Genomic DNA, 21,811 nt, shown 5'->3' with positions numbered 1-21,811 from the left:
TAATTTTATCCTGATTTTAAAATACGCCATTATACCATGGTTATTACTTACATAAAAATGTCCCAATAAAAAACTACTTGATTCAAGTAGTTTTTTTTTACAAAAAAAAGTTAAATACTTTTATGTTTGATAGCGTTACTATTATATTTGCAAACAAGAAACAATCACTAACAAGAAAGCATGAATTCTACTGTACTTGTGTTCAATAGCAAATAAAAGACGGGTAATAACCCTACGAATCAAACTAAATTCAAACACAATGAAAATATTTTACACAATCACCCTTTTTTTAATGACCCAAATAAGTATTGGGCAAATCGTTGATTCGATTCAAATCAAAAAAGAGTTCACTAATATAGAACAGGCTTTAAAGGAGCCCGAGAAAGTGTTCCGCCTAAATTTGAGTAATCAAACCTTAAAATTGGACAGCCTTAACTGGTCAAAATTCATAAATCTTGAGTACTTAAGTTTGAAAAATGATCATTTAACGGTAATTCCAAAAGAAATAACACTACTAAAAAAACTTAAAGTACTAGAATTAAGCGGAAATGATTTTTCAGTATTGCCAGAAGATTTTTGGAAGTTAAAAAGCTTAGAAGAACTTTTTTTAAACGATGAAACAAATTTAAATTTAGAGGCGAATATAGAAATAATGAGCAAAATGAAATCTTTACGAATATTACATTTAGAAAATGACAATTTAAACAATATGCCATCATCCATCAGTAGTTTAAAAAATTTAGAATTTTTATATTTGAACAACAATCAATTTAAAGAAATTCCAAAAGAAATCAAACAATTAAAACACTTACAATTGCTAGAAATAAAAGATAATAAAATCATGGTTCCAGAGCGGTCTACAGAAAATTTAAATTTTGGTTTTAGAGTAAATCTATAGGACAGGCATAAAAAACAGAGTAGCAACCATTCACGGACTGAACGTTTTAGTATGGTGGCCGTATTAAAACGAGTAGTTGCTACATTTTTATTTGTTTTTAACAAAAGTAAAGAACTTGGGCAGTACAAAAAACGGCTAGCTCTATTACAATTTATTCAGTTCGTCTGAATGATCCTGCTAATTATGGTGCGCTAAGCATCCGCTTTAACCAAATATAGGATCTGAAATTAAAGAAATTATCCCTAGAAATTAGAGAATAAATGTATCTAAATTCAATGCTTACAATATATTTAGTAAAACACTTTTTTATAGCTGGTAATGCTACTATATTTATATAAAATTTCAATAAAATGAATACGGTTCTCTCCAATTTAAAAATACAAATCAACGAAAAAATCTATGTAAAGGATCCTGAGACATCAGCTTTAGGAAAAAAAATCATAGAGCAAAGTATCCTTTTAATCCATGAGATTGGCTTTGATAATTTTACTTTCAAGAAATTAGGAGAGAAAATCAAATCTAATGAAAGTTCCATCTATCGGTATTTTGAGAACAAACATAAATTACTGGTTTATTTATCGTCCTGGCATTGGAGTTGGATGGAATACAAGCTAGTTTTTGCAACCACAAATGTTTTGGATCCCAAAGAAAAACTCAGAAAAGCCATTACAATTGTTACTGAAAAAATAACGAATGACAATAGTGCCTTATACATTAACGAGGCCGTTCTAAATAAAATTATCATTTCAGAATTTACTAAAACGTTACATACCAAAGAAATCGATCAGGAAAACAAGGAAGGTTTTTTCTTGATTTACAAAAGAGTAATCAATAGAATTGTGGCTATTGTAAAAGAAGTAAATCCGGAATACCCCTTTTCAAAATCCCTAATTTCAACAATTGTTGAAGGAAGTTTGCACCAACATTTTTTAATGGATCATTTAAAAACCATCACAGATTGTACTGATTCTGAGAGCACCACTGATTTTTATCAAAATCTTGCAGAAAAAGTTTTAAGTTAAAAAAAAAAAAAAAACACTCCCATTATGACTCCCTTAAAACGATTTTACAATCTACTTGAATTAGATAAAAAAGACGTCTATCAAATATTTTTTTACGCCATTTTTGCCGGACTACTCAGTTTGTCCCTTCCACTGGGAATACAGGCAATTACAAATTTTATCCAATCCGGAAGAGTTAGCGCATCATGGATTGTGCTAATCATTTTAGTCATTTTTGGTGTGGCATTAGTGGGTATTTTATCCATCATGCAATTGCGGATTACGGAAAACTTACAACAAAAAATATTTGTACGTTCCTCTTTTGAGTTTGCTGCACGACTGCCTAAAATAAAATCAAAAGAATTATACTACAGCTATCCGCCGGAGCTAGCCAATCGTTTCTTTGACACAATGATAATTCAAAAAGGGACTTCAAAGTTACTAACTGATTTCTCTGCAGCATTGTTACAAATTGTTTTCGGGATAATATTATTGTCCTTATACCATCCTTACTTTATCATATTTGGTGTTTTACTGCTTGCATTGCTGTATTTTATTTTTAAATTTTCTTTTAAATCCGGACTGGAAACGAGCTTAAAAGAATCTAAATTCAAATACAAGGTAGCGAGTTGGCTACAAGAAATAGCTCGCAATAATTTTAGTTTTAGAAACGAGCTAAATTATGATTTTGCTTTAAAAAAAACCAACATGATTGTAACCGATTACCTGGTGTATCGAGATAAACATTTTAATGTGATCAAAAAACAATTTACGCATTTGATTATTTTCAAAGTCATCATTACCGGAAGTTTACTATCCATCGGTGGATTCTTAGTTTTATCTCAACAAATGAATATTGGCCAATTTGTAGCTGCTGAAATTATTATTTTATTAGTTATCAATTCCGTCGAAAAAATAATTATTGGATTGGAAACTTTTTATGACGTACTCACATCTATTGAAAAAATTGGAGAGGTAACGGACTTAGAATTAGAAAATTCTTCCATTGTTAACAGTGACATCTGTTACAATAAAATCTCAATGGAAATAGAAAACCTTACATTCAAATTTCCAGATTCAGAAAAAGAAATTTTAAACTCTATTTCATTAAAAATAGAACAAGGAGACCGAATTGTAATAAATGGAGAAAATGGCTCTGGAAAAACAACTTTAATTAGGATATTATCCGGCTTATTGCAGCCTACCAGCGGTTCCTTTTATGTAAATGACGATACTTTTCGTAAAATAAACATAAAACAATACCTCTCGCAAATAGGAAGTGTCATTTATGGAGAGAAACCTTTTGAGGGAACCTTGCAAGAAAATATTACTTTTAACGATCCTTCCGTCAGTTCCGAAGATATAAAATGGGCGGTAGACGGAGTACAACTCACCTCTTTTATCAAATTGTTCCCTAAAGGATTAGATACCCGAATTTACCCAGAAGGACGACAATTATCCTCGTCTAACGCGCAAAAAGTACTATTAGCCAGAAGCATCATTCACAAACCCAAAATACTTTTTTACGAAGACCCAACTGACACCATGGATGAAAAAGTAGCTAATGAAATTATAGATTTTATTACATCCGATAAAAATAAATGGACGATTATCGTATCCTCAAAAAACCCGTATTGGGAAACCAAATGCAATCGAAAAATCACGATGAAAAATGGGCATATTCAACTTGATTTAAAAAAATAATTAGTCATGCTAAACATTTCAGACAACAAAATAAAACTGCAACAGCTAGACCAATACGAAGCGGTCAAAAATCTAACAAATAGGCCGCATTATAAAATTTTAAATAAAATTATAGCGGGTGTTTCCATAATTGGTATAATTGCACTTTTCTTGCCATGGACTCAAAATATTTCTGGTACTGGAGCTGTTACCACCTTAAAACCAAGTCAAAGACCACAATCTATCCAAAGTATAATCTCCGGTCGAATTGAAAAATGGTACGTTCAGGAAGGCGATTTTGTCAAGAAAGGCGACACCATACTCTTTATCTCAGAGATCAAAGAAGATTATATGGATCCAAATTTAGTGCAAAATACCAAAAGTCAGATCGATGCCAAAAAACAATCTTTGCAATCTTATGGGTCTAAAGTAAGCACGCTTTTAGAACAAATTCAAGCCATTGAAAGGGAGAAAGTCTTAAAACTAGAACAAGCACAAAACAAAATCAAACAATCGGTTTTAAAAATAGAAAGTGACAGTATGGATCTTGTGGCGGTAAAAACCCAACTAAAAATTGCAACCACACAATACAATCGATCCGTACAATTGAACAAAGAAGGCTTGAAACCGCTAACTGATATTGAAGAAAAAAGATTAAAACTGCAGGAAGTTGAAGCTAAAATCATCACTCAAGAAAACAAGTACTTAATCAGTAAAAACGAGTTGATCAATGCAAAAGTAGAAATAAACCGAATAAGTGCGGAGTATACGGAGAAAGTTTCTAAAGCAAATAGTGAAAAATTCACAGCGCTCAGCAGCCAGTTTGAAACAGATGTTCAAGTCTCTAAACTGGAGAATCTATACGCAAACTACAGCATCCGTAATGGAATGTATTACATCAAAGCATCCCAAAACGGCTATATCAACAGGGCCTTGCAATCCGGCCTTGGGGAAACAGTGAAAGAAGGCACTCCAATAGCCACTATCATGCCCTCAGATTATGATATCGCTGTGGAAACATTTGTAAATCCAATCGATTTGCCATTATTAGCGAAAGGTGAAAAAGTACGCGTTTGGTTTGATGGATGGCCTACTATTGTTTTTTCAGGATGGCCTAATATGTCTTACGGAACTTTTGGAGGTGAAATTGTAGCTATTGAAAATTTCATTAGCGTCAATGGAAAATACCGAGTTTTGATTGCTCCAGATAAAAACGAAGATAAATGGCCTGTTCAATTAAGTATTGGTGCTGGTGCGCAAACAATCGCTTTATTGGACAATGTTCCTGTATGGTTCGAGCTGTGGAGAACCTTAAACGGATTTCCGCCTAATTATTACAAACCTTCGCCTACAATAACAACAGAAAAAAAATAATGAAACAGATATTTTTAGCATTTTTATTCTTCGGGCTTTCTGCGGGTGCTCAAGAAAAAATATCCAACGAACTGACCTTTACTGAATTTCTGGGGTATGTAAAAAAGTACCATCCCTTAGTGAAAAATGCCAATTTAGAAATCAGTAAATCCCAAGCTAATTTGATGATGGCCCGTGGTGGTTTTGACCCAAAAATTGAAGTTGATTTCAGTGAAAAACAATTCAAAGGCAGCGAATATTATTCCATTTTAAACAGCAGTTTCAAAATACCCACATGGTATGGCATCGAGATTAAAGCGGGCTTCGATAATAGTGAAGGTGTGTACTTGAATCCCCAAAACACGCTTCCCAATCAAGGATTAACTTCGCTAGGAGTGACCATTCCGCTTGGGCAAGGTTTGTTTATAAATCAAAGGATGGCTGATGTTCGAAAAGCCAAAATGCAAATGCAACTGAGTCTGGCAGAACGAAAACTGCAGGCCATTGTGGTTTTATATGATGCTTCACTGGCGTATTTCAATTGGAAAAAAAACTTCAACGAAGTTGCCTTGTACCAGGAATACAACCAGAATGCACAAATTCGTTTCAAAGGAATTCAATCGTTAATCATTCAAGGGGACAAACCCGCCATTGATAGTGTTGAAGCAGGAATTATTGTGAAAAACAGAAAGCTGAGCCTGGAGGATTCGAACCTAAAATTGGCTAAAGCCAAATTAGAACTAGCAACTTTTCTTTGGCTAGAAAACAACATTCCGCTGGAATTATCCGATGCCTTAATTCCTGAAATACAATTAGAATTTACCATTCAGGAAAGTTTAAAAACCAATGACTTATTGAATTCAGATTTCTCCATCACCAATCACCCCAAAATAAATGCATTGCAAAGCAAAATTGATATGCTGAATGTGGAACGAAAACTAAAAGCCAACATGCTTTTGCCTAAAATTGATGTGGGGTACTCTTATATTTCAGAACCCAGTTATATTGACAACTATCAATTTGAGGATTATAAAATTGGATTGGATTTCTATTTTCCTTTATTTCTTAGAAAAGAACGCGGTAGTTTGAAACTGGCAAAATACAAAGTACAGGAATCTGAATTTGTATTGGATTTGGAAAAAGTGCAGTTGACTAATAAAATCAATGCCCAAAAACTAGAAATCAAATCACTCTTAAAACAACAGGAGTTAATCAAAGATTTAGTGCAAGACAATCTCATCATGCTAAATTCAGAGGAACGTTTGTTCTCTTTTGGTGAAAGCTCGTTGTTTTTAATCAATATCCGGGAAAATAATTTAGTTACGGCACAACTTTCGAAAATAGCATTAGAAAACCGTTTTTACATCTCTAATTCGGACCTTTTTAAAATCATGGCCAATCCGGATTAAATACTTATAAAATTGTATTTTTGCAACTTGAAAAAATGAAATTATGATTATTATAAAATCCCGTGAAGAAATAGAATTAATGCGCGAAAGTGCGCTGATCGTATCAAAAACATTAGGAATGATTGCTTCTGAAATCAAAGAAGGAGTGACCACATTATACCTGGATAAATTAGCCGAAACCTTCATTCGCGACCATGGAGCTGAACCAAGTTTTCTTGGCTTATATGGTTTTCCAAACTCCCTTTGCATGAGTCCAAACGCACAAGTAGTCCATGGAATTCCAAATAACAAACCATTAGAAAGCGGGGATGTAATCTCGGTAGATTGTGGAGCTTACAAAAATGGATACCATGGCGATCATGCGTACTCTTTTGAAATTGGCGAAGTGGCTCCGGAAACTAAAAAACTATTACAGATAACCAAAGAATCTTTATATGTAGGAATCCGAGAATTTAAAATAGGAAACCGCGTGGAAGATGTGGGCAATGCCATTCAAAAATATACCGAATCATATGGATACGGTGTCGTACGGGAATTAGTGGGTCATGGCGTAGGACAAAAAATGCATGAAGATCCTGAGATGCCTAATTATGGCAAAAAAGGAAGAGGCAAACTTTTTGTAGAAGGGATGGTTGTTGCCATTGAGCCGATGATTAACATGGGTACTAGAAACATCAAGCAACACAAAGACGGCTGGACAATCACGACAGCTGACGGAAAACCAAGTGCCCATTTTGAACACGACGTAGCCATTATCGATGGAAAACCAGAAATTTTATCCACTTTTGCTTATGTTTATAAAGCGTTAGGAATTGTAAGTACAGAAGAAGATGAGTTTAGACGAGAGCCTTTAGTATTGTAAAGCATTTCACAAAGATTCACAAAGTAAACTCAAAGATTCACAAAAATTTAAGTCCTAAATTATTTATAAATGACAAACGAAGAATTTATAGAGATCTCTGAAGATTTACAAGCAATTTCTTATAAAGTAATTGGTCTAGCTATTGAAGTTCATCGTCAGCTTGGTCCGGGACTTTTGGAATCAACCTATCAAGAATGTCTTTTTTATGAAATCAAAAAAGCAGGTTTGCAGGTAGAAAAGGAGATAACGCTTCCTATAATATACAAGGAAATAAAACTTAATCAAGGATATAGAATTGACCTACTAGTAGAGAACAAGTTAGTTATTGAATTGAAAACAGTTGAAAATTATACTTCCGTACATTTTGCACAAATACTTACCTATTTAAAGCTTGGAAATTATCCGTTGGGATTACTAATAAATTACAATAGTAAAATTTTAAAAAACAATATAAAACGATTTATAAATACAACTTCAGATTCTTAAAAAAAACTTAGTGAATCTTTGAGTTTACTTTGCGAATCTTTGTGAAACAACAATGAAAAAACTCTTTAAACTTATACTCAATACCATTCCGCGGCCCATACTTATTCGTTTAAGTTATGTGGCACGCCCAGTTCTTGCACTTGCGTTAAAAGGAACTACATTCACTGATCCTATTGACGGAAGAAGCTTTAAAACTTTTTTACCTTACGGTTACGGAACACAAAGAAACAATGTGCTTTCACCAAGTACCCTTTCATTAGAGAGACACCGTTTATTATGGTTGTACTTAAATGAAAAAACTGATTTTTTTACGTCTCCAAAAAAAGTTTTACATTTTGCACCGGAACAAGCTTTTTATAAACTGTTTCGAAACCAGAAAAATCTAGATTACACGACAACCGATTTGTTTTCACCGTTAGCAGATGTGAAAGCAGACATTTGTAATTTACCTTTTGAGGACAATCAATACGATGTTATTCTGTGCAATCATGTTTTAGAACACATTCCGGATGATACCAAAGCAATGCAGGAACTGTATCGGGTTTTGAAACCGGGCGGAATGGCAATTTTACAAATTCCACAGGATTTATCCAGAGCCACCACTTTTGCAGATGATTCTATTACGGATCAAAAAGAACGTGCTAAAATATTTGGTCAATACGATCATGTCCGTATTTATGGCCGTGATTATTTTGATAAATTACGAAGTATCGGCTTCAAAGTAATCGAAGAAGAGTATACTAATAAAATTGCACCTGAATTAGTAGAAAAATATTGTTTGGCCAAAGGGGAAATTATCCCGGTTTGTTTCAAATAATTCAAAGTATAAATTTACACCATAAAAAAACCTGCTAAAGTTACTTTTTAGCAGGTTTTTAGTTTATTAGTGCGTCAGTTTATTTTTTTCATAAGCCGTTTATTTGTAATAAAAATAATCAGTTAGTCTTTAAGACCGGAACGAATTAAAACGATTTTGACAGCTATTACTTTCGAAATAATTAATGTAAAAACTAGATGAAGCAAAGACAAAAGGTAATTGCTATATTTACACAATCTTACGTTTTATAAAATGGAAAACCCTTTGCTCAAAATAGCCGCTTTTATGCTTACTGCATTTTATTCCTGCGTTTCTTTGGCACAAATAGAAAAAGAAGTTGCTCCGCCATACCACATTAAAACCATTTCATTTGTTCAAAATGACCAAACTATAATTCCAATTTTAAAACTAGGCGAAGGATTTCAATTGCAATTTGATGATCTTTTTGGCAATGAAGCCAATTATTATTACGAAATAATTCATTGCGATTACAGCTGGAATCCAACGGCAATACCTAAAAACGAATATTTAGAGGGTTTTGACAACCAAAGAATTCAGGAGTACACCAACTCTTTTAATACTTTACAAATCTATTCGCATTACAAATTAGCCATTCCAAATCAATTTACGCTCCAATTAAAAATCAGCGGAAATTACATGATAAAGGTTTTAGATGAAAATAAAGACATCCTGTTTTCGAGAAAATTTATTTTATACGAAGATCTGGTCACGGTTCCCATTCAAGTCAAACGAGCACGAACAATCAGCACTATCGAATTGAAACACAATTTAGATTTTGCGATTAAATCCAATTCCATTGTTTTCCAAACTCCGTTGCGGAATGTCAAACTGTTATTACTTCAAAACGGACAACTAAATAGCGGTATAAAAAATATAATTCCGCAGTATACGATAGGAAATGATTTGATCTACAAATACGATACTGAAACGCAGTTTTGGGCGGGAAATGAGTTTTTGTTTTTCGAAAATAAAGACATCAGAGCCGCAAACAACAACATTGGTCGGGTAGACTTTGACACCCCTATTTATGGTTCTTTTTTATACACTAATGCTGCTAGAGCCAATTTTCCGTATTCTTTTACCCAAGATGTTAATGGGGCTTTTGTAGTCAAGAATATAAGCGCTGCTGACAGCGAATTCGAAGCGGATTATGCCTGGGTCTATTTCAGTCTTTCGGCCCCCACTTTCAGAATGAATAAAAATATTTATGTTGCCGGTATGTTCAATAACTACGCATTAATCCCTGAATATAAGATGGACTATAATCCTAAAAAAGGGCTTTATGAAAAGGCTATTTTAATAAAACAAGGGTTCACAAACTTTCAATACCTTGTTGCGGATGACAAAGGAGTTCTTGATCCGGAAAATGCGATAGATGGCAATTTTTATCAAACAGAAAATGAATATACAATAGTAGTCTATTACAGAGAAAACATAGGTCGTTATGACAGGGCTGTGGGCAAAGGAATGGCAAATTCAATAAACACCATCAATTAAAAAAACTTTCATAAAATTCAACAAAACGATACCCTTTTTTTGTAAATTTGTTAGTACTAAACTCCTACACACCCATTTAATATGGTTTCTCAAATAACAAGAGGTATAAAAATTTCAGTATTGACTAGTTTTGAAGGTACGTACGTTAAGAACTACAAGCTTCATTTTGCATTTAGTTATGAAATTACTATTGAAAACCACAGTAAAGATTCCGTTCAATTAATCTCGCGTCATTGGGAAATTTATGATTCCTTAAATGATATCGAAATTGTTGATGGCGAAGGGGTAATTGGGAAAAAGCCTGTTTTAAAACCTGGCGAATTTCACACCTATAGTTCCGGTTGTCTATTATCATCCCCTTATGGTGCGATGAAAGGGTATTTTAACATGATTAATTTTACCTCAACAAAAAACTTCAAAGTCATTGTACCTACCTTCCGATTGTGTGCTCCCTTTGCTTTAAATTAATTTTTTTCGCTTAAAATATTCCTTTTTCTTATTCCTATTTTATCAATTTTAAAATTATCCTTTGTACTTTTGCAGTACAGTAATTTTTTGATAAAATATCGAGTAATTTATTTTTTAATTTTCTAATCTTAATCTCTTCAAACAGATTATCAAATTACAATATCATGCTAAAAGGATTTTTTCATGCGCCAAAAGCAGTAAACGAACCAGTAAAAGGGTATGCGCCAAATTCACCTGAAAAAGCCGCCGTACAAGCCGCTTATACTAAAATGTGGAATTCTAAAATTGACGTACCATTATATATAGGAAGCGAAGAAATTAGAACAGGGAATACCAAAACAATGTCAGCGCCTCATGACCACAAACATAGTGTAGGAACGTATCATCTTGCCGAAAAATCACATATCGAGAAAGCTATTGCAAATGCATTAGAGTCAAGAACAGCTTGGGCTAACATGGCTTGGGAACAGCGCGCAGCCATTTTCCTTAAAGCCGCTGAATTAATTGCTGGCCCTTACAGAGCCAGAATTAATGCCGCAACCATGATTGCTCAGTCTAAAAATGTTCATCAGGCCGAAATTGATGCGTCATGTGAGCTAATTGACTTTTTACGTTTCAACGTAGAATTCATGACTCAAATATATGGAGACCAGCCGGCATCCACCTCAGATATGTGGAACCGTCTAGAGTACAGACCTCTTGAAGGATTTGTATATGCGATCACGCCTTTTAACTTTACTGCAATTGCCGCAAATCTTCCAGCAAGCGCCGCAATGATGGGGAACGTTGTAATCTGGAAACCAAGTGATAGTCAAGTTTTTTCTGCGCAAATTATAATCGAAGTGTTCAAAGAAGCTGGTGTTCCTGATGGAGTTATCAATGTAGTTTTTGGAGACCCTTTAATGATTACCGATACCATTCTGGCAAGTCGGGATTTTGCTGGAATTCACTTTACAGGTTCCACTCACGTATTTAAAGATATCTGGGCAAAAATTGGAACAAACATTCATCATTACAAAACGTACCCAAGAATCGTGGGGGAAACAGGCGGAAAAGATTTCATCATAGCGCATTCAAGCGCAAACCCTAAACAAGTTTCTACGGGAATTGTTCGAGGCGCATTTGAATTCCAAGGGCAAAAATGCTCTGCAGCCTCTAGATCTTATGTCCCACAAAGCTTATGGCCCGCTGTAAAAGAGCAAATTATTGCTGATGTAAAATCAATGAAAATGGGATCTCCAGAAGATTTTAGTAATTTTATTACTGCCGTTATTCATGAAGGCTCCTTTGATAAATTGGTCAGTTTTATAGACCAAGCCAAAAAAGATACTGATGCGGAGATTATCGTTGGTGGGAACTATGACAAATCAGTTGGATACTTTATTGAGCCAACGGTAATTGTAACGACTAATCCTCATTATACCACCATGGCAACTGAATTATTTGGACCAGTTATGACTATTTTTGTGTATGAAGATGCAAAATGGGAAGAAACACTAGAATTGGTAGATACAACGTCTGAATACGCATTAACAGGAGCCGTTTTCAGTCAGGACCGTTACGCCATTGAAGTGGCGACAGTAAAATTACAAAATGCTGCCGGTAACTTCTATATTAATGACAAACCAACGGGTGCCGTTGTAGGGCAGCAACCTTTTGGCGGAGCAAGAGCTTCAGGAACCAATGACAAAGCAGGTTCTCCATTGAACTTATTGCGCTGGGCTTCTCCAAGAACAATCAAAGAAACTTTCGTTACTCCGGTAGATTACAGATACCCTTTCTTAGGAGAATAGCTATAATGAGGAATTCACCTCACCAAACAATGTATTTCATAAAAAATCCCAAGATTCAAAACAATTGAATCTTGGGATTTTTTTTAGGACTAGACGTTAACACCAAAAAAACGCTGTTATCCAATAAATACTTTTCCAAACTGATTGCCCCTTTGAAAACTATTTATAAACCACCCCAATTACATCCTTTGGATTGTTTTTGTTACTTTATTAAAAAAGCGCAATGAAACTTTAGCGATTTTTGACTTCCCTTTTATTTTTCAGACAAATCGAATTCTATCTTTTCAAGAAAACAGACTGGCCTTTATCGAAAATAATTTCAATTAATTGATTCGTCTTTGGAAAGAATTAATTAGCCCAATAAAATAAAAAACAATACTAAAATTATAATTAGTTCAATTTTTTGGCTTTAAAAAGAAACAAAAAACATTTTTTAAGGTTAATTACTATTATATAAAATAAAAAATTAAGATAAGATTAGGATTTTTAACTTAAAATTTAGATTTTTGAAGAATATAACCAAAAATCATAACTATGAAACTAAAGTTTAATGGATTCTTAGTACTACTACTAGTACTTGTGACGCAATTGACCTTTGCACAAGAACGATCTGTTTCAGGGATCGTTTCTGATAATGCAGGAATGCCTATCACGGGAGTCAGTGTATTAGTAAAAGGGACTAAATCAGGGACACAAACTGATTTTGACGGAAAATTTTCAATCAAAGCTACATCAAGCCAAATCTTGATTTTTAGCTATATTGGAATGAAAACTCAGGAAAGAGTAGCAAATTTCGAGAACTTGAAGGTTAAACTTATGGAAGACTCACAAGCTCTAGAAGAAGTCGTAATTACATCTCAAGGTATAAAAAGAGAGAAACAAGCAATTGGTTACGCAGTTAGCCAAGTTAAAGCAAAAGATCTAGAACAAAGGTCAGAAGGTGATATAGCTAGGGTTTTAAGCGGAAAGGCTTCAGGAGTGCAAATCATTAATGGTAGTGGTATTTCTGGTTCCGCAACAAACATCAACATTAGAGGCAACTACTCTGTTAGTGGATCATCTCAACCATTATTCATCGTTGATGGAGTTCCTTTTAGCTCAGACACGAATGCTAATGGTTCATTCATTAATGGTAACTCTGGTTCAAGTAGATTCTTGGATTTAGATCCGAACAACATTGAAAACGTAAGTATCCTAAAAGGATTTGCAGCTGCAACACTTTACGGAACTGAAGGTAGAAATGGTGTAATTTTAATTACTACAAAAAGTGGAAGTTTAAAAAAAGGACCTAAAAAAACAGAGATTTCTGTAAGTCAATCCCTTTTTGCTAACGAAATAGCATCTTTACCAGATTACCAAAATAAATTTGGTAACGGATTTGACCAAGCTTTTGGTAACTTCTACAGTAACTGGGGTCCTGGATTTTATCCAAATGGTATTGGTGGTTACACAAATCCAAATTCTGGAATTGCTGCTGATGGCACAATCAAACACCCATACGACAGAGCAAACTTAAATTCTGCTTTTCCAGAATATATTGGTAAAAGAGTACCTTATTCTGCAAAACCAAACAACGTTAAAGATTTTTTTAGAACAGGTATAGTTGCTAGTACTTCTGTTAATATTGCTGGAGCTTCAGCTGACGGAAAAACTAGTTTCAACTTTAACTTTGGTCATTTAGAAGATGAAGGATTTACACCTGGTAACAAATTAGGTAGAAATTCAATCTCTATTGGTGGTAAGTCTGCTTTAAGTAATAAATTTACAATTAGCGGAACTTTAAACTATTCAAATACTAATTTTAAAAGCCCACCAGTTGCTTTAAGTACAGGCTCAGGAGCTTCAGGAACAGGTTTGTCTGTGTTTTCAGATGTGTTTTACACACCTCGTAACGTAGACCTGATGGGATTACCTTTCCAAGATCCTATTACAGGAGGAAGTGTTTATTACAGAAATGATGGTGGAATTGTAAATCCAAATTGGACAGTAAACAATGCTTTCACATCACAATTAACAAATAGAGTTTTTGGTAATTCAGCTTTGAAATACGACATTAACGACAATTTGAACATAACTTATAGAGTAGGTATTGATAATTATACTGAAAGAAACGTTTCAGGAACTAATAAAGGTTCTGGAGGAGCATCTACCTCTGGACCAGTTTTAGGAGACTACAGAACATTTGATAACCTTAATACAATATGGGATCATAACATATTAGTAACCGGGCAGTACTCGCTTACTGATAATTTAGGACTGAATTTCAGTGTAGGGGCAACTTCCAGATCTACTAAATATGACCGTCAGGGAGTTAATAGTGTAGAGCAATTAGGATTTGGAGTATTTAGACACTTCAACTTCAAAACACAAACGCCAATTCAGTACTCAGAAAGCCGAAATATTGCAGGTATCTATGGTCAAGTTGAACTTGATTATAATAAATGGGCTTATTTGACACTTTCTGAAAGAAAGGACTGGGTATCTAATACAAATATTAATACTTTGGATTACCCAAGTGCGAGTTTAGCGCTTATTCCAACAAAAATATTCTCTGAAATAGCATCAGATAAGGGTTTGAATTATTTGAAATTAAGAATGGGTTATGGTACCTCTGCTGGATTTGCAACAGGATATCCAGTTTCAAACAACGTAACATTAGCTCCAAGAGGAAACATAAACGATGCAGGAACTACATTTCCTATTGTATCAGCTTCAAATAACTTAGGAAATCCTAATTTGAGACCCGAACTATTGACTGAAATTGAACTTGGTTTTGATTCCAAATTTCTGAGTAATAGAGTAAGTTTAGATTTTTCTTATTTCAAAAGAAAAACAAAAGATTTAATTACCGACAGACCATTACCTCCAAGTTCTGGATTTGGATCAACAAAAACAAATATCGGTCAAATTGACGGAGAAGGTTTTGAGGTTGATTTAGGTATAAACGTTATAAATCACGCAAACGATGGATTTAACTGGGATGTTAGTGCTAACGTAACTAAATCAAAATCTATCGTTACTTCTTTAGGTCCTGACACAGAACAAATTGTTTACGATGGATATTCTAACTTAGGTAATGCTGCAATTCCTGGACAACAATTTGGTATAATTGTAGGTAGTAGAATTCAAAGAGATGCTAATGGAAATAAAGTTGTAGAAAGTACTGGTTTGTATAAAATCGAACAAGGTATCTTTAACATTGGTAATCCAAACCCTGATTATATATTAAACGTTTCTAATAGTTTTTCATACAAAAATTTTAATTTTGGATTTTTAATTAATTATACAGCAGGTGGAGATATGTTTTCACAAACAATCGCAACTTTGTTAGGTAGAGGTCTTACAACTGATACAGTAGATAGATTAAATACATATATTCTTCCTGGTGTAAAAGCTGATGGATCTGTAAATGATATTCAAATCAACAATTCAGATAATTATTTCAGTAATATTATAGCTGGTGCTGACGAAATGAAAATTTATGACGCAACTGTAATTAGACTTTCTGAAATATCTTTTGGATATAACATACCACGTAAATTATTAGATAAAACTCCATTTGGAGCTCTATCTATATCTGTATCAGGTAACAACTTGTATTACAATGCTATAAATACTCCTAAAGGAATCAATTTCGACCCTAACGTAGCTGGTCTTGGAGTAGGTAATGGTAAAGGATTTGACCACTTGAATGGCCCAACGGCTAAAAGATATGGTTTTAGTATTAAAGCAAGTTTCTAAATTTAAAAATAACAATTATGAACAATACGAAAAAAATAGCAAGTGTAATAATTTTGTTCTTAGGGGCATTATTATACTCTTCTTGCGAGACAATAGACATGGATATGAAAGAGGATCCAAATGCATTATCTGTTGACAAGGCAGATGTGGATTTCTATTTAAATGGTGTTCAACGTTCTTTTGCACTTAACATGCAAGCTTATGGTAGAACAAGTATGGAAGTAACAAGGATGACTAATATGTTTGGTAGAAGTTATGAAAATGCTTATAGCCCTGCTACATTAGACTCAAAATGGGCAGTTTCTTATCAAACAGTTTTAAAGAACATCCAATTAATGAATGTTAAAGCTGCAGAAAAAGGATTGAAACGCCATATTGGTATGGGACAGGTATTAGAAGCATACACTATTGTTAACTTAGTTGACTTTTTTGGTGATGTCCCCTATACTGAAGCTTTATTAGGAGCTACTAATCTAAATGCAAAGGCAGATACTGGAGCATCAATTTACAATGCTGCTTTAGTTTTACTAGATAAAGCAATTGTAAATTTTTCAGAAACTAGTCCAACAACAACAACTTTCAATGATTTTTATTACAATAAAGATTGGACTAAGTGGATTAAGTTAGCTAATTCTATTAAGATGAAAATCTACATTCAAAGAAGATTAGTTGACCCTTCAGCTATCGCTAGTTTTAATACTATTGTAGCAACAGGAAACTTTATGCAAACTGCTTCAGATGATTTCCAATTTGACTGGAATTCAAATGTTAACAACCCTGATGGAAGAAGTCCTTTATACAGAGACAACTATTTAACTACAGGTACTTCTGAATACCAATCAAACTGGTTTATGGATTTAATGCTAAGTGACAAGTCTATAGCTGACCCTAGAATGAAATTCTACTTCTACAGACAGTTAAACGGACAATCACCAATTGACCCTACTACATTAAAATGTTCTATTGAACCAGCTCCAGCTCACTACGTAGCCGGAGGTTATACTTACTGTACTGTAGCTAATGGATACTGGGGCAGAGATCATGGAGACAATTTTGGTATTCCACCAGATGCTGACAAGAAAACTGCTTATGGAGTTTATCCTGCAGGAGGTCGTTTTGATGATAACACATTTAAAACTGTAAATAACTTAAGTGGAGCTAAAGGAGATGGAATTACACCAATATTACTAAGTTCTACTATGGATTTCTACAGAGCTGAAGCTGCGTTATACGGAGGTATAGGAAGTGCAAAAGCATTTATTTTATCTGGAGTTCAAAAATCATTCACTAAAGTGAGAGCTTTTATATCTAGAGATGCTGGTGCTATAGTATCAACTGTACCTGCTACAACAAGAGATGTAACTTATATGAACGAAGTTGGAAATAAATTTGATGCTGCTACTTTAACAGGTCAAAGAGAAATTCTTGCGAAAGAATTGTTCATCTCGGTTTTCGGAAACGGAACAGATGCATACAACTTTTATAGAAGAACTGGATTCCCTCAAAGAATTCAACCAAATCTAGAACCAAATCCTGGGCAATTTATAAGATCATTTTTATATCCAGCAAATGAATCTTCTTCTAATTCAAATATGAAGCAAAAAACTAGCGTTTCAGCAAGAGTATTCTGGGATAACAATGCTACAACTGGATTTCCAATTGGTAACTAATAAATATTAAACATGAAAAAATATATAAAAAACTTAACGTATTGCTTACTTGCAATGGGCATGGTACTATTACAATCTTGTAGTAGTGATGAAAGTACTGCAGACAATGTACTTGCCAACACTACAAGAGGCGCAATTTTAAGAACTTTAAAAGTAAACCAATCTACTTTTAATTTCTTTGATACAACTTCTAAATGGTCAGTAAATATTGAAGAACAAGATAGTAAAAATGGAGATCTTCTATCAGAAGTTAGATTGTATGTAAAACACACTAAAAATGGAGTAACAAGTGCCGAAAAATTAGTGAAATCATATTCCGCAACAGCCTTTCCAAAAGGATCTAATAATTTACCTACAGGTGAAGTAAGTGCTACACTTGCTGAGACTCTGGCTAAATTAGGGCTTACAACCGGAGGTTACACTACATCCGATAAATTTACAATGAGATTAGAATTAGTGTTAACGGATGGTAGAACATTTACTAATACTAACTCTTCTAGTACAGTTGTAGGTGGAGTTTACTTCTCATCAGGATTTGTATATTCAGTTCAATTCTTTTGTCCATTAGCTAGTGCAGCTGCTTTCAATGGTAACTACAAAGTAACCGCTGATGCTTGGGCTGACTACGCAGTTGGAGATATAGTGCCTGTTCAATACGTATCCACTGATGGATTGTATACATTTAGAATTAGAAATACAAACAATCCATACTTAAACAATCCTTCGACATCCTATATGATAGTAACAATCAACCCTTCAAATGCAGTGGCAACTGTTACTGCTAATGAGCAGTTCGACTACACAGGCTGGATGAAGGTAACAGTGACTGGATCAGGATCTGTAGGTTCTTGTACTGGGGACATTAACTTAAGATTAAACTTCAGTGGATCGTCACAAAATCAAACTTTTACCTTAGTTAAAATTTAGATTAAATAAATTTCCATATATCTAAAACCACCATCATTACGATGGTGGTTTTTTTTTATATATTTGCACCATGGAAAAAGAACATCAAATATTTGGGATTAGAGCTATAATCGAAGCCATACAAGCAGGCGCAACAGTAGACAAAGTCTACATTCAGAAGGAAGCGAGCAGCGAACTGATGAAAGACTTAATGAAAGTGATGAAGCGCGGTAATATTAACTTTTCTTATGTTCCGGTTGAAAAACTAAATAGACTAACGCCCAATAACCATCAAGGTGCAGTGGCAACCATATCCCCTATCTCCTTTTTTGATTTAGAAACATTGATTGAATCTGTAATTGAAAACGGGAAAAAACCATTGTTCTTAATATTAGATCAAATCTCTGATGCGCGTAATTTTGGCGCTATCATCAGAACTGCTGAATGCACCGGTGTAAACGGCATTATTGTCCAAAAAGCAGGCTCAGCTCCTGTGAATGGTGATACGGTAAAAACCTCTGCAGGAGCTGTATTCAATATTCCAATTTGCAAAGTAGAACACATCAAAGATGCTATTTTCTTATTGCAAGCAAGCGGTATCAAAACAGTTGCTGCAACTGAAAAAACAGATCAAAACATCTATGATATCTCTTTGAACGAGCCTGTTGCCATAATTATGGGATCTGAGGATCGTGGTGTAAACCCATCTGTATTGAAGATTGTTGACGAAAAAGCTAAACTTCCCATGTTTGGAACTATTGGTTCGTTGAATGTATCCGTAGCTTGTGGAGCTTTTTTATACGAAGCGGTAAGACAGAGAAGTTAATTTCCAAACCCTTCCCAAAGAATAGGGAACCAAAACAAATACACTAAAAATGAATCAAGACTCCCGTTTTGATTCATTTTTTTTGTCTGTAACAATGTGATACCCTACATGGAAATTGAGAGTATAATACGTTGATAATTGCTGTTGTACTTCATTTTCCTCATTTTCTTCATTTTTTGGAAGATTTACAAAATTACCGTTGGCATCAAATCGCTGCATGAATTTATCTGCCACGGGATCATAATCCGGATGTTCCCAATCATACTTATGGACTTTTTTATATTCTGGAGTTTTATATACTAACGTAAGAAGGAATCCGGAGAGCAACCCTGCCAGGTGACCTTCCCAAGAAATAGACTTATTACCTGAAATCTCAGGACTTGGAAAAACATACCAAACTAACCCCCCATAAACAACAATCACGGCAAGAGACAAGGCTATTAATCGATTGTACTTTGTTTGAATTCCCTTAAAAAAAATAAAACTAAACAACACATAAATTAAACTGCTGGCTCCAATATGGTAATTCTCCCGACCAATAATCCACGTAATAAATCCAGACAATAGAATTCCATACCCAACAACCGCCAACGATTGTTTCGCATAGAAAAATTGTAAAGCGACCAATAATACCAATACAGGTATTGAGTTGTTGTACAAATGCTCTACATCACTATGAATAAAAGGACTGAACAAGATTCCTTGCAGACCTGAAAATGTTCGAGGGTAAATACCGTTTTGGACAAAGTCAAAATCAAATCGGATTTCGAGCCAAAAAATAAACCACAGGAATACTACAAAAAAAAGAGGCAGTCCAATAACTAAATTCGTGAATTTAAAATGTTTGTCCATGAATCCTACTTGTTTATACGATCTTCTTAGTTCAAAAACTTCTCCAAAAGCAATTTAATGCAATTTTGTCATAGTGTAACCTAATAGTAAAATTAAACACAAGAATTCCTAGCCCAGATGGAAACGGCATCCCACGCTTTTTCGCGTGGATATAGTGTACAGCTGGAAATAGCTCCAAAAAATAAATTTGACAATCATAAATGGGCTTAGATTAAAAAAAATATTAATTTTGCACAATGGAAGCACCACTTGCAGAGCGCATACGACCACAAAAATTAGAAGAGTATATTAGTCAATCCCATTTGGTTGGGCCAAATGGTTCCTTGACACAACAAATTACAAAAGGAATTATCCCTTCCTTAATTTTTTGGGGGCCACCGGGCACTGGTAAAACTACTTTAGCACAAATTATTGCACAGGAATCAAAACGACCCTTTTATATTTTGAGTGCCATCAATTCCGGTGTGAAAGACATTCGCGAGGTGATTGAAAAAGCAAAGCAAAGTGGGGGTTTGTTTACGGCTAAAAACCCTATATTATTCATTGATGAGATTCATCGTTTTAGCAAATCCCAACAAGATTCGTTATTGGCTGCGGTAGAAAAAGGGTGGATCACCCTAATTGGTGCCACAACAGAAAACCCTAGTTTTGAAGTTATTCCAGCACTACTGTCCCGATGTCAGGTGTATGTTTTGAACGCTTTTAGCAAAAAAGACTTAGAAACACTTCTGGAACGCGCCATAAAAACAGACGCTTATTTGCAGACCAAAAACATTAAACTAAGAGAAACAGAAGCCTTATTGCGCCTTTCCGGTGGCGATGGACGTAAGCTGTTGAATATTTTTGAACTTGTTGTACATGCATCCGAAGAAGACGATGTTATAATCACTAACGAACGTGTTTTTGCTTTAGTACAACAAAATACCGTTTTGTATGACAAAACTGGCGAACAACATTATGACATTGTTTCAGCTTTTATAAAATCCATTCGGGGAAGTGATCCAAATGGTGCTGTGTATTGGCTTGCCCGCATGATTGAAGGCGGTGAAGATGTTAAATTTATCGCTCGTCGAATGCTTATCCTGAGTAGTGAAGATATAGGAAATGCCAATCCAACTGCTTTTATTATGGCCAATAATACCTTTCAGGCGGTTGCCACAATTGGATATCCGGAAAGCAGGATTATATTAAGCCAATGTGCCGTTTATTTAGCCACTTCCCCTAAAAGTAACGCTTCGTATCTGGCCATTGGAACTGCGCAACAACTTGTAAAACAAACTGGCGATTTACCGGTACCAATTCACTTGCGCAACGCGCCCACTAAATTAATGAAAGAATTAGGGTATGGCGAAGAATATAAATATGCACACGATTACACAAATAATTTTGCAGAACAAGAATTCCTTCCTAATGAACTGTCCAACAATCCCATTTATATTCCCGGAAATAACTCCCGAGAAAACATCACAAGAGAATTCTTAAAAAACCGCTGGAAAAATAAATATGGCTATTAAAACACAAAAAGGGA

Annotated in this window: 17 protein-coding genes; 16 read left to right on the top strand and 1 reads right to left on the bottom strand. The window is 34.5% G+C overall.

The window, feature by feature from the left end; translation table 11 throughout:
• Window positions 1-259: 259 nt before the first annotated feature.
• From EKM01_RS02935 to rlmB, 15 genes are all read left to right on the top strand, one after another.
• Window positions 260-898 carry a leucine-rich repeat domain-containing protein gene (locus EKM01_RS02935; RefSeq protein WP_126458839.1) on the top strand — a complete coding sequence of 213 codons (639 nt, stop codon included), beginning with the start codon at window positions 260-262 and terminating at the stop codon, window positions 896-898.
• Between the two features lie 350 nt (window positions 899-1,248).
• Window positions 1,249-1,920: a TetR/AcrR family transcriptional regulator gene (locus EKM01_RS02930; protein ID WP_126458836.1), complete on the top strand. Its 672-nt coding sequence runs from the start codon at window positions 1,249-1,251 to the stop codon at window positions 1,918-1,920.
• A 24-nt stretch (window positions 1,921-1,944) separates the two neighbouring features.
• Window positions 1,945-3,603, top strand: a complete 1,659-nt coding sequence (locus EKM01_RS02925; protein ID WP_126458833.1) for a peptidase domain-containing ABC transporter — start codon at window positions 1,945-1,947, stop codon at window positions 3,601-3,603.
• 6 nt (window positions 3,604-3,609) lie between these two features.
• A complete protein-coding gene (locus tag EKM01_RS02920) occupies window positions 3,610-4,956 on the top strand; it encodes an HlyD family secretion protein (protein WP_126458830.1) in 1,347 nt (448 codons plus the stop codon).
• Window positions 4,956-6,344 carry a TolC family protein gene (locus tag EKM01_RS02915; RefSeq protein WP_126739849.1) on the top strand — a complete coding sequence of 463 codons (1,389 nt, stop codon included), beginning with the start codon at window positions 4,956-4,958 and terminating at the stop codon, window positions 6,342-6,344. Before EKM01_RS02920 ends, EKM01_RS02915 begins: the two co-directional genes overlap by 1 nt.
• A gap of 43 nt (window positions 6,345-6,387) precedes the next feature.
• Window positions 6,388-7,206, top strand: a complete 819-nt coding sequence (gene map, locus EKM01_RS02910) for a type I methionyl aminopeptidase (RefSeq protein ID WP_126561614.1) — start codon at window positions 6,388-6,390, stop codon at window positions 7,204-7,206.
• A 69-nt stretch (window positions 7,207-7,275) separates the two neighbouring features.
• The gene (locus EKM01_RS02905) at window positions 7,276-7,692 is read left to right on the top strand and encodes a GxxExxY protein (protein WP_126554561.1); all 417 of its coding nucleotides are present in this window, start codon (window positions 7,276-7,278) and stop codon (window positions 7,690-7,692) included.
• A gap of 52 nt (window positions 7,693-7,744) precedes the next feature.
• On the top strand, window positions 7,745-8,509 hold the full coding sequence (locus EKM01_RS02900; protein ID WP_126562913.1) for a class I SAM-dependent methyltransferase: 765 nt from the start codon (window positions 7,745-7,747) through the stop codon (window positions 8,507-8,509).
• A 252-nt stretch (window positions 8,510-8,761) separates the two neighbouring features.
• A complete protein-coding gene (locus EKM01_RS02895) occupies window positions 8,762-10,027 on the top strand; it encodes a DUF5103 domain-containing protein (protein ID WP_370274147.1) in 1,266 nt (421 codons plus the stop codon).
• A gap of 81 nt (window positions 10,028-10,108) precedes the next feature.
• The gene (gene apaG, locus EKM01_RS02890) at window positions 10,109-10,495 is read left to right on the top strand and encodes a Co2+/Mg2+ efflux protein ApaG (RefSeq protein ID WP_126451805.1); all 387 of its coding nucleotides are present in this window, start codon (window positions 10,109-10,111) and stop codon (window positions 10,493-10,495) included.
• Between the two features lie 164 nt (window positions 10,496-10,659).
• Entirely contained in the window at window positions 10,660-12,288 is a 1,629-nt protein-coding gene (gene pruA, locus EKM01_RS02885) for an L-glutamate gamma-semialdehyde dehydrogenase (RefSeq protein ID WP_126458822.1), read from the top strand.
• A gap of 534 nt (window positions 12,289-12,822) precedes the next feature.
• On the top strand, window positions 12,823-16,029 hold the full coding sequence (locus EKM01_RS02880) for a SusC/RagA family TonB-linked outer membrane protein (protein ID WP_126766758.1): 3,207 nt from the start codon (window positions 12,823-12,825) through the stop codon (window positions 16,027-16,029).
• 17 nt (window positions 16,030-16,046) lie between these two features.
• Window positions 16,047-17,699, top strand: a complete 1,653-nt coding sequence (locus tag EKM01_RS02875; RefSeq protein WP_126458816.1) for a SusD/RagB family nutrient-binding outer membrane lipoprotein — start codon at window positions 16,047-16,049, stop codon at window positions 17,697-17,699.
• A 60-nt stretch (window positions 17,700-17,759) separates the two neighbouring features.
• The gene (locus tag EKM01_RS02870) at window positions 17,760-18,626 is read left to right on the top strand and encodes a hypothetical protein (RefSeq protein ID WP_126458813.1); all 867 of its coding nucleotides are present in this window, start codon (window positions 17,760-17,762) and stop codon (window positions 18,624-18,626) included.
• A gap of 70 nt (window positions 18,627-18,696) precedes the next feature.
• Entirely contained in the window at window positions 18,697-19,431 is a 735-nt protein-coding gene (gene rlmB, locus EKM01_RS02865; protein ID WP_126458809.1) for a 23S rRNA (guanosine(2251)-2'-O)-methyltransferase RlmB, read from the top strand.
• A gap of 54 nt (window positions 19,432-19,485) precedes the next feature.
• On the opposite strand, the gene EKM01_RS02860 is transcribed toward rlmB, so the two are convergent.
• A complete protein-coding gene (locus EKM01_RS02860) occupies window positions 19,486-20,283 on the bottom strand; it encodes a rhomboid family intramembrane serine protease (protein WP_126766756.1) in 798 nt (265 codons plus the stop codon).
• Window positions 20,284-20,519: 236 nt separating this feature from the next.
• On the opposite strand from EKM01_RS02860, the gene EKM01_RS02855 reads away from it, so the two are divergent.
• A complete protein-coding gene (locus tag EKM01_RS02855; protein ID WP_126451798.1) occupies window positions 20,520-21,797 on the top strand; it encodes a replication-associated recombination protein A in 1,278 nt (425 codons plus the stop codon).
• The last annotated feature ends 14 nt before the right edge of the window (window positions 21,798-21,811 follow it).

The sequence above is a fragment of the Flavobacterium sp. RSP46 genome (assembly GCF_003984825.1).
Classification (GTDB): Bacteria; Bacteroidota; Bacteroidia; order Flavobacteriales; family Flavobacteriaceae; genus Flavobacterium.
The sequence above is the reverse complement of the archived record's forward strand: the minus strand, read 5'-3'. Positions and strand labels throughout refer to the sequence as shown.